The organism is Ureibacillus terrenus, assembly GCF_006569205.1.
Lineage (GTDB): Bacteria > Bacillota > Bacilli > Bacillales_A > Planococcaceae > Ureibacillus > Ureibacillus terrenus.
In genome coordinates, this window is the sequence record NZ_VIGD01000002.1 from 40,319 (window position 1) to 54,819 (window position 14,501).

The following is a 14,501-nucleotide window of genomic DNA, read 5'->3' on the forward strand; positions in this document are numbered from 1 at the left end:
CCTGTTTTATTCAGGCAACGGAGCTCTTTCTCAGCAGATGAAAGACGGAGGGTTCCCGGCTCATTTGTCGCATGGAACCGAAATGGATATCGCGAGAAAAGCTGCCCATTTTCAGTGAATAGCCTGATTCCGGATTGCCGCCCATTCGCGGCATTCCGGAAGCCAACATCAAAAGCCGAAAGCCGCCCATTCGCGGCCGATTAAGAAAGACAAGATTATAAAGTTGCCCATTTGCAACGATTGAAAGATCAATGGTGCTGCCCATCCGCAGCTTCTCAGTTCTAATATAATAAGCGACGCCCCTTAATTGCCGGAAACATCGAACATCCGATCACTTTGCTTTATGATTGGTGGGAGCTGTATTCCCATTTGAATACAAATTCCATCCATTAAAGTGCTGACCTGTCATTTGGAAGAGATGATTGTTTTCATAGAATGACACCCCATCCTTTTTATATATACAAAACCTAGTAATTTAATTAGATTACTTGATATTTAAAGCGGAATCGTGTATATTATGAATAAGAGAATGATTTAATTCCATCGTTTTGATGATCCCCCCTATACTATAAGGAAAGCCTTTTACGGGCTTTCCTCCTTAACATATAAAGGAGCTGGTTCTCATGAAAAAGGTCTACAGCGCCCAAAATTTTGCGGCTTATATCATATATGAGTTAAACGAAACGAATACTTTTGTGAATGCAAAAGCGCTGCAGCATTTGCTGGCTGTGGTGAAGCAGCGCTGGGAAAGCGTTTTTGGATATAGTCCGTATAGAGAGAAAACGTATTCTTTATTGACGCACGGATATGTCGTGAAAGAAGTGCATGATGAATATAAAGAATATGGAGAGCGACTGATTACAGAGCCTGCAAAAGAATGGTACCTCAAATATGGAGATTTTCAATTGATCCGAAGACCTTATGCAGTTCCTGCCTTTTCAACGGAAGAAGAACAATTGATGAGAAAAATTTTAAATCAATATAGAAACGGATTATGGATGAATGCATCATAAGCAAGTGACTGGTCAGTACAAAAAGTACTGGCTTTTTTTTATTACAAAAATAATGAATTTTGCTATATTATTATAATTGCATGACCTTCTGAAGAAAACAAATGTCCATCTTGGGTAGAATTCCCTTGTGTTCCTACGAAATATACGTTAAAATTTCTGTATGTTTCAAAAATTATTGATTTTTTCATCTGCTGAAAAGAGCGTTTGTGTACGATACACTCGCTGACCAAAATAGCGAAATTTTGATTGAAAGAAAGATGGAGGCGAAAAGATAATGGCAACAATCAAGGCGGCCATCTTAGGATTTGGCACGGTCGGTCAAGGCATTTACCATATATTAAACGAAAAAAGAGAAGATTTGCGAAAAAAATTGGGCGTTGAATTGGAAGTTGCAAAAATATTGGTCCGTGATACATCCAAAGAGCGCGTTCCCGGAACACGGCATCTATTGACGGATAATATTGAGGATTGTTTGTCGGTAAAAGGATTGCAAGTGGTGTTCGAAGCGATTGTAGGCGAGGAGCCTGCATACACATATTTGAAAAAAGCGATTATGAACAAATGCCATGTCATCACTGCAAACAAAGTGATGTTTGCCAAATACGGACTTGAGCTGCAGGAGCTGGCGAAACAACATGGCGTGTTTGTCGGATATGAAGCCACTGTTGCGGGCGGAGTGCCGGTAATCAAAACAATGAAAAATCTATTACTTGTCAACGATATTTCAAAAATTCAAGGGATATTAAACGGTACTTGCAATTACATTTTAACGAAAATGCGCGCAGAAGGATGGTCTTTCGACGAAGCATTGAAAGAGGCGCAGGCGCTTGGATATGCAGAAGCGGACCCTTATATGGATATTTCCGGCCAAGACGCTTTCAAAAAGCTGATGGTGTTATCGGCTTTGGCGTTTGGCGAGCAGCCGAACTGGGATGAAGTGAAAGTGGTCGGAATCGAGGATATTACGCCTGAGCAAGTGAGAAAGGCAAAAGAAAAGGGGCTTCGTTATCGCCACGTGGCAGAAGTGGAAAAATTGCCGGATGGCACAATTTTTGCCCAAGTTGGACCAATGCTTGTAAGCAAAGAACATCCATTGTATCCGATTGATGATGTATTTAATGCGGTGACAATGGAAACCAACTATATCGGAACATTGACATTGGTTGGTCCGGGTGCCGGAATGTATCCGACCGCCAGTGTGATGGTGGAAGACTATGCAGAAATTATCGGCAAACGTGCGGGTTTTGTCGTAACGATATAATCGTTTGTGCTTCTTGAAGGACTTTCTTTTTCCGTTTTCAAGAAGCGTTTTTTCTATAATGGAATTGGCCCGGATCTGGAATGGATGAGGTTGTTCCTGTCCAAAGCGATCAAGATTTGAAGATTGCAAGAAAGCGCTATGCCAAGGTACATGGCTGCATTCAATGAAGGCGCCATGTGTCATTGGCATAGTGCTTTTATTTTTTCATCAGCGGAATGAAAAAGGCTTCTAGTCTTCGTCTTTCACATCCAAGTCTTCAGGTATGGGGGTATTTTGCCAATATTCCATTTCTTCCTTCAACCGTTTCAATTGTTCGTGGTAAGTGTCGAATTGGGCGCTGTTGATGAGGAATTGTTCACCATCATGAACGGCTTTGATGCGCCCTTCATAAATGTAGCGCAGGACCATTTCTTCCGGCATGGAAATGTCTTTTGCTGTTTCGCTCACTGTTTTATACATGTTGATGACCCGCCTTTCATTTAGGATTTGTGGTATTACTGCAATCGGCAAAGGAAGGACAGTGGCATCCCGCTTTTCAATTTTACATTATTATGATACGAAGAGAAGAGAGTATTAACCGCCATCCAAAAAGATGCCAGATTTGAGGAATTATGGTAGCATTACGGTAATCGCATTTTTAACGGGAGGATTTGCAATGAATCTGCTGCCTTATATATTTGTGTTGCTTGCAGGGATTTTGTGGGGGACGACGGGGACAACCCAAACATTTTTGCAGGAAGGCATCTCGCCGATTGCCGTGGCGGGTGTCCGTTCGGCAATCGGAGGAGGTATATTGCTCATTGCGGTCCTCGTCATGAGAAGAATCCATTTCAAAAAATGGTCGTGGAGATGGACGATTTTGGCGGCTTTGGCAATAGCCCTGTTCCAATGTTTATTTTTTACGTCCATCCGTTTCGCGGGAGTTGCCGTCGGAACGGTCGTCACCATTGGAAGTTCACCGGTGTTTTCGGGAATAATGGAGTGGGTGATCTTCAAACGCCGTCCTGACCGGGTCTGGGGAATGGCGACATTGCTTGCCATTATCGGATGCATACTGCTGTTTGCGAACCGGGGGGAAACGGAGGTCCATCCTTTCGGAATCTTGCTTGCATTATGCGCGGGGATGATGTTCGCTCTTTATACCAATTTCAGCAAGCGATTGACGGAAAGGGAGGAGACATTGCCAAGCGTGGCGATGACCTTTACGTTATGCGCCCTGTTCTTATTGCCTTTTTCCGGGGATGGGGTTTCCTGGGTGTTTGAAGGGCAGAATTTTTGGCCAATGCTTTTTATGGGGATTGTTTCGACAAGTATGGCATACATATTTTATTTGACGGGTCTTGAAAAAATCAGCTCTTCTTCCGCGGTGACATTGTCATTGGCAGAGCCTCTGACGGCTGCGCTTTTGGGCGTCTTTTTGGTTGGGGAATATTTAAGTCCGATTAGCTGGATTGGCGTGATACTGCTTCTCGGAGGCATCATCGTGTTGACGTTTGGAAGCGGGAAGGCGGCAAAGAAAACGGAAAAGGCAAGTTCGCTGGAATGAGGCTGCTCAGGATGTTTACTTTAAGCGGTTTTCAATTCTTATTAAGAAAATCTTAAGATTTTCCTTCGCCATTTGGTAAGAATCATCCACTATGATAAAACTGTAAGGAAAAGAGATGAGGTGGTGCGAATGGATTTGACCGTGCTTGTCACAGACGATGATCAGGACATTCGTGACGGCATCGAAATCTATTTAAAAAATGAAGGATACAAAGTGTTGAAGGCAAAGGACGGAAAAGAAGCCCTCGATCTTCTTTCCAGACATGAAGTGCATTTGATTATTCTTGATATCATGATGCCGAATATGGACGGCATCCAGGCGACATTCAAAATCCGGGAGGAACGGAACATCCCCATCATCATGCTGAGTGCGAAGGCGGAAGATACAGACAAAATACATGGCCTTTCCATCGGTGCGGATGACTATATTACAAAACCTTTCCACCCATTGGAGCTTATGGCCCGGGTGAAATCTCAGCTCAGACGATATACGCAATTGGGTACATACAATGGAGGGGCTTCAAATACAAAAATTGAAGTGAATGGCCTGTCCATCGACAGGGAAGCGAAAGAAGTGCGTGTCAACGGGGAAGCGGTGAAGCTTACGCCAATTGAATATAAAATTACCGAACTGCTCTTGACGAATGCCGGACGCGTCTTCTCCATACAAGAAATCTATGAGAGGGTTTGGAACGAAGAAGCGTACAATGCGGAAAACATTGTGCCGGTGCACATCCGGAAAATCCGCGAAAAAATTGAGGCGGATCCGAAAAATCCAAGATATTTAAAGGTTGTGTGGGGAATTGGATACAAAATTGAAAAATAAGCTGGAAAACGGTTTGATGGGAATCAGCTTCATCGCATCCATCATCGGCATGATTTTTATTATCCGTTTCGCCATCCGTTTTTTGGCAAGCGAATGGAATACAATCATCACATTTTTTGTAAAAGTCTTTTGAGAAGGGGGAATTCGCATGGAAAATAAAATGAAACTCCTCCTCTCTCTTTTTCTTATTTCGTGGATCCTTTTTTCGCTGTATTTGCTGATTTCCTACGGTCCCCGATATGCAGGCAAGTCTTATTTCGATTCCGTGGGGTTTGAAGAAAATCTGGAACGCTTTAAAAACGGGCTGGAACGCTACGTTTTGGAACCCTTTGATGCGGAAGAGGCGAAAAAGCACATTTCTGTCACTCAGAAAGAAATCGAGCATCACCGCTATTATTACGGGTCCTTGACGGATCAGATTGAAGATATCAAATCCCAATATCAGGAACGGATTGACGGGGCCGCAAACGACGAGGAACTGCAAAAACTTTTGATTGAGGAACGGGACCAAAAAATTGAGGACATCCGGAAAAATTTTAGCGATGACCGTCACGTCGAAGAAAAAGTGCGCAAACAAAAGGAAGAAATCATCGACAAATATGCCGCTTTGGAAAAAGAAGGGGAAAAATCCTTTTTGGAAGAGTTCAATTATTTCGCCTATCATCTGCAAAATGTGGAGACGGGCGAAACGTTCCAATCGGGCGATGTGGATGCAGAAGCGGTATTTACGGAGAGTTTTGGTGACAAGGGCACCTATTTAGTCGTAAACGGCGCAAGAACGATCGATCCGGATGGGAATGAGGCCAATGGTATGTTTGAATATGACCATACATTAATGGATCCCGAAATCCGCATCCCGGGGCAAGTATCCCGCTACGAAGGAATAATTGCCATTCCGAAAACGATGATGAATAATGCTTATTTTCAAGAAGACTTTCAAAATTTTAATATTACGAAAATGATTTTATATGTTATTTGGGCCATCGCCATCTTCGCTTTGGCCGGGCTGTTGACGGTCGCCAAGCCTTCTTTGGGGGCGTTTTCCGGCCCAATCCGCCTGAAGGAATACTTCTTGAAGCTGCCGATCGATCTTCGCATCGGGACCACATTGATGGCCATCCTGTTCATGTCGTTATCGTTTGATGCTGCCGGCAATATTTTCCCGTTCCCTTTTTATGCGGATATTGGTTGGCTGCAATACGGAATTGAACTGGTTTTCAAATTTTTATTCATCTTTATTTTTACAAGCTTAAGCATATTGGGCACTTATTGGACCTGGGAAAGCGCGAACACCGAAGAAAAGATGAAGGAAGAATGGAGAAATTCCTTTCTGTACCGTTTATCCGACGGCATACAGGACTTATTCCTGGAACGGCCCATCGGCATACAGGCCATCGTGGTTTTGTCCATTGTATTTCTTGCCGGGTTCGGTTTTGCGGTCCTCTTTATGGAACCGACATTGATCTTGGTTTATGCTCCGTTGCTCCTTTTTATTGGATTGCCTGCCATTACGCTCTTTTTGAAAAATGCGGGATATTTGAACCGCATCATGAAGCAGACGGAGGAGATGGCGGAAGGGCGTTTGACGGCGGAGGTAGAGGTGAAAGGAAAATCGCCATTGGCCAAACATGCCCGGCATTTGAACGAACTGCAGGAAGGTGTCCGGAAATCTATGATGGAGCAGGCGAAAAGCGAGCGGCTGAAAACGGAATTGATTACCAATGTCAGCCATGATTTGCGCACGCCGCTCACTTCCATCATTACGTATACGGATTTATTGAAAAATCCTGAGATTACGGAGGAAGAACGGAAACGGTATATTGACATATTGGAGAATAAATCGCAGCGTCTAAAAACCCTCATCGAAGATTTGTTTGAAGTATCGAAGATGTCCAGCGGAAATGTGGAATTGAAAAGGGAGCGGATTGATTTGACCCAATTGTTGCAACAGGCGGTTGGGGAACACAAAGAAGATTTTGAACAGGCGAATTTGGATCTTCGGGTTACCCTTCCGGATGAGCCGCTTTACGCATATGTGGACGGCCAGAAGTGGTGGCGGATGATCGATAATTTAATCGTCAATGCGCTGAAATACTCGCTGAGTGGCACAAGGGTCTATGTGTCATTGAAAAAAGCCGGTTCCGCTGCGGAATTTACGGTGAAAAACATAGCGAACTATGAATTGGGAGACAATGTGGAGGAGTTGACGGAGCGGTTCAAGCGCGCGGATGAGTCGCGCCATACGGAAGGTTCGGGATTGGGGCTGGCCATCGCCCAATCGATCGTGGAACTGCACCATGGAAAATTGGAAATCGGCGTTGATGGAGATTTATTTAAAGTCGTTGTGACGGTGGCAGCGGAATGATTCTGGGTTGCGGAGGATTGTCCGCAACCTTTTTGTTTTTGGATGGCATACTTTCATAAAATAATAAATAGCTTATAGAGTGCAAGAGATTATTTTTGAAACCAAAAAGCCCATGAAACGTTTTGAAGGTGATGGACAATTTTGAAACTATCGTGTATCGTAAATTGAGTGAAAAAGAGTGTAAGGGGAAATATGTATGGAATTCATTGATTTGCTGAAAGCGCTCATCCTCGGTTTTGTCGAAGGGATGACGGAATTTGCTCCGGTTTCATCGACAGGACATATGATTATTGTCGATGATTTGTGGTTAAAGACGACCGAGTTTTTGGGGCAGGGATCCGCCAATACTTTTAAAGTGGTGATTCAGCTCGGTTCCATTTTGGCGGTCGTTGTCGTCATGTGGAAACGCATGTTGAGCCTTGTGGGTTTATACAAAATCGATGGACAAGAATATTCGAAAAGGTTTAATTTGCTTCATGTATTTGTAGGGATTCTTCCCGCCGGAGTGTTCGGATTTTTATTCGAAGATTATATCGATAACCATTTGTTCAGAACGGAAACGGTAATCTTCGGGCTGGTAGTAGGGGCATTATGGATGATTTTTGCCGACAAATTTGGACCGAAACGGCCGACTGTGACAACGTTGGACAAACTATCTTACGGTAAAGCTTTCAAAATCGGATTGATCCAGTGCCTATCCTTATGGCCGGGATTTTCCCGCTCCGGCGCGACCATCGCCGGCGGGGTGGTCATGGGGCTTGACCATAAAACGGCCTCCGATTTTACGTTTATTATGGCCGTACCGATTATGGCGGGTGCAAGCGGATTGTCTTTGGTGAAAAACTGGGATCAAATCAACCCGGATCATGTTTGGTTTTACGTTGTAGGATTTATCAGCGCCTTTATCTTTGCGTTAATTGCCATTAAATTCTTCCTGAAATTAATTTCACGCATTAAGCTCGTGCCGTTTGCGCTTTACCGGTTGGTGCTGGCGGCGGTATTGCTGATTGTGCTGTTCGTGTTTTGATAACGGCCTTCATCAGCATTTACAAATCGCTTAAGTCAAATAAAAAGGAGCAGTTGCCCCAACGGCTGCTCCTTTTCCTTTTTCGGGAAGATTCGCCTGTGCTGTATTTAATTGATCTGCCTCATTGACAATTCCGGTTTGGACTAAAAAGGTGTTCATTTTTTCCTCTCCTCTGCGATGGCGGCACGCAATTGCTCAGGTATGCGCGCTACTTTTTTCTTTTTTAAATCAAAAAAGCAGCCCCTCTGTTTTCCTTTGCAATGTACCGTGTCCCCGACAATGATTTCAAACGCCATTTCCCAGCTGGAATTCCCCATCTTCTCCAGCCGGCATCGTCCAATCGGCCGGTCAAAAATCGTCAGCGGCAAAAGATAATCAACCTCGGTGTGCATTAAGATCGGTGAAATATCCGATTTCATCATTTCTCTCAGCGGATAAGTGGCATTCAGGAATTCCATCCGCAAATCTTCAAACCAGCGGACGTAGACGATATTGCTGACAATGCCCATCGCATCGATATCATAAGCCTGAACCGGCAGTTTTTTCTCAATCAGCAACGTGACACCCCCTCAAATACTCGTTGGCCACAGAACATAAATAACACCGGGGAAATGGCCGGTCAATATTTACTGCTTACAGAATGGATAGTAAGGCAACGGTGTTGCCCAGGCGGAATGTTTCGTCCTGTTTTCGGAAAAAAATTCCACAATCGGCCGATTGCGGAATTTTGTAAAAATGTTGTGTAAAGGAACCGGGTGCGACAGGCAAAGAACCGGTTGCCTCCAACTTAATCATTGAATAAATTGAACAATCCTCCGATGCCGCCTTCACCTGTGTCCCTGCCTCCTCCCCCTTTGGAAACAGGGGCGGCTGCGAATACGCGGCTTGCAAGACGGGAGAATGGCAATGATTGAATCCACACAGTGCCCGGACCTCTTAAAGTCGCGAAGAAGATACCTTCTCCACCAAACAGCGCCGTTTTGATGCCGCCAACCGCTTCAATGCTATAGTCCACTTCCGAAGTCATGGCGACAAAGCAGCCTGTATCTACCCGAATGACTTCGCCAGGCAACAAGTCTTTTTTGTGAATGGCGCCCCCGGCATGTATGAACGCCATGCCATCTCCTTCAAGTTTTTGCATGATGAATCCTTCTCCGCCGAAGAACCCGACGGATATTTTGCGCTGGAATTCTACGCCGACAGAAACACCTTTGGCGGCAGCCAAAAAGGCATCCTTTTGACAGATGATTTTTCCATTATATTGGCTTAGATCCATAGGGATGATTTTTCCAGGGTAAGGCGCAGCAAAATATACCCGTTTTTTTCCTGCTCCTACATTGGTAAAGGTCGTCATAAACAAACTTTCCCCGGTAAGCAGACGTTTTCCGGCGCCCATCAATTTCCCCATGAGTCCTCCGCTGCTTTTGGAGGATCCATCGCCGAAAATCGTTTCCATCTTTATGCCATCATCCATCATCATTAAATTTCCCGCTTCTGCGATGACCGTTTCGTTCGGATCCAGTTCGACCTCGACGTACTGCATATCATCGCCGTAAAGTTTGTAATCAATTTCGTGATTATTCATGTCGTTTCCTCCTTTTGCATTTACTTAAATATATACGACATCCGCCGACGCATGTCCTTGTGAACATTTTATAATTCTATTATTTTGTGAATTCCCGAGAAAAAAAGGGAATTAACGAGAAAATGTTGAATAAGTATAACAATAATACATTCATAATATAAGGAGGGTGCTATGGAATTAAAAAACTATATCAATGGCCGATGGATTGATCAGGATTTGGAAAAAGCGGCGGTCATCAATCCTGCAACCGGCGAGGAATTGGCAAAGGTCCCTCTTTCAACCGAAAATGAAGTGGACGAAGCGGTACGTTCGGCAAAACAGGCGCAGAAAAAATGGGCACTCGTTCCGGCTCCAAAACGGGCGGAATATTTATATGAAATCGGCAATAAGCTGAAGGAAAAGAAAGAGTATCTTGCTGAAATCCTCACAAAAGAAATGGGAAAGGTGATTGAAGAAGCGCGGGGCGAAGTGCAGGAAGGCATTGATATGGCTTTTTATATGGCTGGAGAGGGCAGACGGTTATTTGGCGAAACGACACCTTCCGAATTGCCGAATAAGTTCGCCATGAGCGTCAGAAGCCCTGTAGGGGTTGTCGGCATCATTACACCGTGGAATTTCCCCATTGCCATCGCTTCGTGGAAGTCGTTTCCGGCCATCGTTGCGGGCAACGCAGTGGTGTGGAAACCTTCCGTAGAAACCCCTCTTATGGCATACGAATTAGGAAAAATCATCGAAGAAGTGGGGCTGCCGGAAGGTGTTTTTAATATTGTTTTCGGAACGGGTCAGGTTGTTGGAACGGCGCTCATTGAACATCCGGATGTAAAAGTGATTTCTTTCACAGGCTCCAATGAAACGGGACGCAAAGTGGCAGAGTTGGGCGGCCGGCATTTAAAAAAGGTTTCCCTTGAAATGGGAGGAAAAAATGCCGTCATTGTCATGGATGATGCGGATTTAAATTTGGCGGTGGAAGGAATTGTTTGGAGCGCTTTTGGAACGACAGGCCAAAGATGCACCGCTTGCAGCCGGGTCATTGTCCATAAAGACGTAAAAAGCGAGCTGGAGGAGAGGCTTGTTGCTGCCGTAAGCAATTTAACAATCGGCAATGGCCTAGATCCAAATGTGAAAGTGGGGCCGGTGATCAACAGGGCGGCATTGGAAAAAATTTATCACTATGTCCAAGTTGGCAAAAAGGAAGGAGCAAAGCTGTTAACGGGTGGAGAAATCATTACGACCCCTCCTTTTGATCGGGGCTTCTACTTCGAGCCTACCATTTTTACCGATGTGAAGCCCGATATGATGATTGCCCAAGAGGAAATTTTTGGACCGGTGCTCAGCATCATCGAAGTGGAAAGTTTGGAAGAAGCAATCGAAGTAAATAATAGTGTAAAGTATGGATTATCCAGCTCCATTTTCTCGCAGGATGTCAATCGGATATTCCAGGCGCAGCGGGATTTGGATACGGGGATTGTATACGTGAATGCAGGAACGATAGGGGCTGAAATCCACTTGCCGTTCGGAGGAACAAAGGGGACAGGAAACGGCCATCGGGATTCCGGCCAGGCATCGTTGGATGTTTTTACCGAATGGAAAAGTATATATGTGGATTACAGCGGCAAACTTCAGCGGGCACAAATTGATACAAACTGATTATTAAGTAAAGGGGATGTTTGGCATGAAAGTAGTAGTGTTAGGTGCAGGACTAATGGGGAAAGAAGTAGCGCGGGATTTAGACAACAGCGATAAAGTGGAAAAAGTATTTTTGGCGGATTTGGATTTGGCAATTGCGACTGAATTTATACAGGAAGCAAATTTGCAAAAAACGGAAGCGGTGCAATGCGATGCGGAGAACGAGGAGCAATTGCGCGAAGTGATTGCCAAAGGCGATGTGTGCGTAAATGCGCTGTTTTACAAATATAATGAACAGGTGGCAAAAGCGGCCATTGATGTAGGCGTACATGCCGTTGATTTAGGCGGACATATCGGAAATATCACGGAAAACGTGCTGAAACTTCATGAACAGGCAAAGGAAAAAAATGTGACGATTATCCCGGATTTAGGTTTGGCCCCGGGAATGATTAATATTTTAGTGGGTTACGGTGCATCGAAATTGGATAAAGTAGATTCCATCCAGCTGTATGTGGGAGGCATTCCTGTCAAGCCGGAACCTCCTTTGAATTACACGCGCGTGTTTTCGCTTGAAGGGGTTTTCGATCATTATACGCAGCCTTCAAAAATAATCAGGGATGGACAATTGGTGGAAGTGGATTCTTTGTCCGGATTAGAGCCGATTTATTTTGAGCAGTTCGGAACACTGGAAGCATTCTATACTTCCGGCGGAACCTCCACACTCTACAAAACATTTCCGAATGTCAAAACCCTTGAATATAAGACGGTCCGTTATAAAGGGCATGCGGAACAATTCCGGCTTCTGAGGGAATTGGGATTCTTCGATCAGGATAATGTGGTCGAAGTGGACGGAGTGAAAGTGAAAGTGCGCGATGTCGTCCGGGAAGCGTTAAAGAAAAAATTATACTTGGGCAAAAAACAGGACGCTGTTGTCCTTCGCGCAATCATTGTCGGAGAAAAATCCGGAGAACAAGTCACTTATGAATACGAAACGATTATAAAACGGGAGGAAGACTCGGATGTCACGGCGATGGCGAAAGCGACTGCCGGTACCGTGGCTTCCGTGGCAATCATGATTGGCGATGGTACAATTTCAAAACGAGGAGTGTATCCGCCGGAAACGATTGTTCCTGGGAAAGAATATATTGAAAAAATGAATAAACGCGGCGTTGTAATTAAAGAAACATCCCACCGCTCATCCATTGTGAAATGGTGATGCTTGAGAGATGCCGCGATGCAAAAACGTGAAGTGTCAGACTTCACGTTTTTTATTCTTTAAACGGAAAGGCAGTTATCGGACATATATTAAAAGGGGTCCATTTGCACTGGGGAGAGGTGCAAGTGCACAAGAGGGCTCCATCTGAGATGAAGGAAGCGTAAGCGCCCAAGTTGAGGGGATATCTACCCAAGAAGGAAGCGTAAGTGCCCAAGTTGAGGCGAAATCTGCCCAAGAATGGAGCATAAGCGCCCAAGTTGAGGGGATATCTGCCCAAGAAGGAAGCACAAGCGCCCGAGCTGGGGCTTCATTTGCCCAAGAAGGAAGCACAAGCGCCCAAGATGGGGTGTATTCTGCCCAAGAAGGGAACATAAGAGCCCGAGCTGAGGCTTCATCCGCCCAAGAAGGAAATGCAAGAGTCCAAGAAGGAAACATAAGAGCCTGAGCCGGGTTTTTTTGTACAAGCGCCGCTCCATTAGGCGTGTGGGTTTATATCCGCACAAGTGCGCGTTCCAAAAGCGCAAGAGATCTATCAGTACAAAGGCATCTCCGCAGCACAAACCGAATGCGCTTCCAGAAAGCGGAGCAAATAAAAATCCCCCTGCTCCCATTGGCAAGGGGGATTCATTTTTTATCTGTTATTTTTCGCCAATATTTCGCTTACTGTTACACATTCATAACCTTCCTGCTCCAGATATGTCAGTACACTTTCGAGGCCGTCAGCAGTGGACTGATGAATATCATGCATCAGGATGATGGCGCCGTCATGCAGTTTGGCTTGAACAAACGGCAATAATTTATTTGGGTCACGATATTTCCAGTCGTACGTATCGATAGTCCACAGAACGACAGGGATTTCAACCACACTTTCCACCATCCGGTTCGTTGCCCCATAAGGAGGTCTGAACACCGTCGGATATTCCCCGGTTACATCGTGTATCACCTTGCTTGTATGATCGATTTGCCAAGCTGTCTGGGATGTGGTTTGTTTAGTTAAAACGGGATGGTTATATGAATGGTTGCCAATTTCATGTCCGCGGTTCAGAACTTCAAGCGCGATGTCCCGGTTTTTCTCCACCTGTTTTCCAAGCATGAAGAACGTAGCCTTTGCGTTGTGTTTTTCGAGTATATCCAGAATCTGTTTTGTTACTTGCGGATGTGGCCCGTCATCAAAAGTTAACGCGACTTTCTTTTTCGGAGTCAAAATCGTTACTTTGCTTGCTTCCCCGTTTTGGAAATCAGTTGCCAATATCGGATTCAAGAAAGATGTAGGGATGTTGATTACTGCCGAGCCCGCAAGTTCCTGGGCAACTTCCCCCTGGTTAAAATAAAATGCGATGGAGTCATTCATAATGGCAAACCGGTTTAAATCATCCCAATCGGATAATGCGTCATCAAGTTTTTCTTCCAACAAATCTTTGCCGTAAGTTTTTTTCAGTTCGGAACGCAAATAGTTTGCGAGCAAATGGAAATATTCAGTATTCTGATTGAGCAATGCGCCGGATTCGACGATGTCCCCGGTATCTTTATGAAAAACGATCGTTTTGAAGGATTCATGAGAGGAATCTTGATCCAATGATAATCGTTTTTTCAAGACGATTGAGTAATATTGCCGGTTCCAATCATAAATATCCGTTGAAATGTTTAAATCGCCGCTCGCATGATTGTTGCCCGCTTTGTGCATTTCAACTAATGTATTGATATAATCGTTCTTAACTTGTTCTATGTATTGATTAATTATTCCATTCACCTGATTGAAAGGTGTTTTTGGATATTCCAAAGAATATGATATTAATTTATTTGCAGATGTTTCCGAAATTAATGGAATATCAGCAAACGCTGTGCTTCTTTCTTCAATAAGAGAGGAAGTTTCCACAGGATATTTGGTCGTAGCCGAAACGGTCGGCTGTTGAAACTTAAAATGTCCTGTCATGAAAGTTGTTATGATAATCATTGTTGTTAAAGTAATAATAGAGCCTATTAAAAGAGAATCTATCCATGCACCACGTTTTGATTTGCGGCGTCGTTTCATAATTG

General features: G+C 44.4%; 15 protein-coding genes. 9 read left to right on the forward strand and 6 right to left on the reverse strand.

Annotated features, from left to right (window positions below; all coding sequences use genetic code 11):
- Positions 1–10: 10 nt before the first annotated feature.
- Entirely contained in the window at positions 11–265 is a 255-nt protein-coding gene (locus tag FKZ59_RS02215) for a hypothetical protein (protein WP_141601103.1), read from the reverse strand.
- A gap of 358 nt (positions 266–623) precedes the next feature.
- On the opposite strand from FKZ59_RS02215, the gene FKZ59_RS02220 reads away from it, so the two are divergent.
- Both FKZ59_RS02220 and FKZ59_RS02225 read left to right on the forward strand, forming a co-directional pair.
- Positions 624–1,013, forward strand: a complete 390-nt coding sequence (locus tag FKZ59_RS02220) for a hypothetical protein (RefSeq protein WP_141601104.1) — start codon at positions 624–626, stop codon at positions 1,011–1,013.
- Between the two features lie 274 nt (positions 1,014–1,287).
- The gene (locus FKZ59_RS02225; protein ID WP_141601105.1) at positions 1,288–2,274 is read left to right on the forward strand and encodes a homoserine dehydrogenase; all 987 of its coding nucleotides are present in this window, start codon (positions 1,288–1,290) and stop codon (positions 2,272–2,274) included.
- A gap of 228 nt (positions 2,275–2,502) precedes the next feature.
- Here FKZ59_RS02225 and FKZ59_RS02230 read toward each other — a convergent pair whose 3' ends face one another.
- Positions 2,503–2,733: a DNA-binding protein gene (locus tag FKZ59_RS02230; RefSeq protein WP_141601106.1), complete on the reverse strand. Its 231-nt coding sequence runs from the start codon at positions 2,731–2,733 to the stop codon at positions 2,503–2,505.
- 196 nt (positions 2,734–2,929) lie between these two features.
- Between FKZ59_RS02230 and FKZ59_RS02235 the strand changes: the two genes are divergently transcribed.
- From FKZ59_RS02235 to FKZ59_RS02250, 5 genes are all read left to right on the forward strand, one after another.
- Positions 2,930–3,820 carry a DMT family transporter gene (locus FKZ59_RS02235; protein WP_141601107.1) on the forward strand — a complete coding sequence of 297 codons (891 nt, stop codon included), beginning with the start codon at positions 2,930–2,932 and terminating at the stop codon, positions 3,818–3,820.
- A 129-nt stretch (positions 3,821–3,949) separates the two neighbouring features.
- Entirely contained in the window at positions 3,950–4,645 is a 696-nt protein-coding gene (locus tag FKZ59_RS02240; protein ID WP_141601108.1) for a response regulator transcription factor, read from the forward strand.
- Positions 4,623–4,778, forward strand: coding sequence for a hypothetical protein (locus FKZ59_RS14615; RefSeq protein ID WP_181733143.1), 156 nt, complete (start codon positions 4,623–4,625; stop codon positions 4,776–4,778). The genes FKZ59_RS02240 and FKZ59_RS14615 overlap by 23 nt, the downstream gene beginning before the upstream one ends.
- Positions 4,779–4,793: 15 nt before the next feature.
- A complete protein-coding gene (locus tag FKZ59_RS02245; RefSeq protein WP_141601109.1) occupies positions 4,794–7,010 on the forward strand; it encodes a sensor histidine kinase in 2,217 nt (738 codons plus the stop codon).
- Between the two features lie 196 nt (positions 7,011–7,206).
- Positions 7,207–8,037, forward strand: a complete 831-nt coding sequence (locus FKZ59_RS02250; RefSeq protein ID WP_141601110.1) for an undecaprenyl-diphosphate phosphatase — start codon at positions 7,207–7,209, stop codon at positions 8,035–8,037.
- Positions 8,038–8,067: 30 nt separating this feature from the next.
- On the opposite strand, the gene FKZ59_RS15070 is transcribed toward FKZ59_RS02250, so the two are convergent.
- The 3 genes from FKZ59_RS15070 to FKZ59_RS02260 form a co-directional block, all read right to left on the reverse strand.
- Entirely contained in the window at positions 8,068–8,196 is a 129-nt protein-coding gene (locus tag FKZ59_RS15070) for a hypothetical protein (RefSeq protein ID WP_281279177.1), read from the reverse strand.
- The gene (locus FKZ59_RS02255) at positions 8,193–8,594 is read right to left on the reverse strand and encodes an acyl-CoA thioesterase (RefSeq protein ID WP_281279178.1); all 402 of its coding nucleotides are present in this window, start codon (positions 8,592–8,594) and stop codon (positions 8,193–8,195) included. The genes FKZ59_RS15070 and FKZ59_RS02255 overlap by 4 nt, the downstream gene beginning before the upstream one ends.
- Positions 8,595–8,824: 230 nt before the next feature.
- Positions 8,825–9,622 (reverse strand): TIGR00266 family protein, encoded by a 798-nt coding sequence (locus FKZ59_RS02260; RefSeq protein ID WP_141601111.1) that lies wholly within the window; start codon positions 9,620–9,622, stop codon positions 8,825–8,827.
- A gap of 171 nt (positions 9,623–9,793) precedes the next feature.
- Between FKZ59_RS02260 and FKZ59_RS02265 the strand changes: the two genes are divergently transcribed.
- Positions 9,794–11,269 (forward strand): aldehyde dehydrogenase family protein, encoded by a 1,476-nt coding sequence (locus tag FKZ59_RS02265; RefSeq protein ID WP_141601112.1) that lies wholly within the window; start codon positions 9,794–9,796, stop codon positions 11,267–11,269.
- Between the two features lie 25 nt (positions 11,270–11,294).
- A complete protein-coding gene (locus tag FKZ59_RS02270; RefSeq protein WP_141601113.1) occupies positions 11,295–12,464 on the forward strand; it encodes a saccharopine dehydrogenase family protein in 1,170 nt (389 codons plus the stop codon).
- Between the two features lie 631 nt (positions 12,465–13,095).
- Here the strand turns inward: FKZ59_RS02270 and FKZ59_RS02275 are convergent.
- Positions 13,096–14,496 carry a polysaccharide deacetylase family protein gene (locus FKZ59_RS02275; RefSeq protein ID WP_141601114.1) on the reverse strand — a complete coding sequence of 467 codons (1,401 nt, stop codon included), beginning with the start codon at positions 14,494–14,496 and terminating at the stop codon, positions 13,096–13,098.
- Positions 14,497–14,501 lie beyond the last annotated feature (5 nt).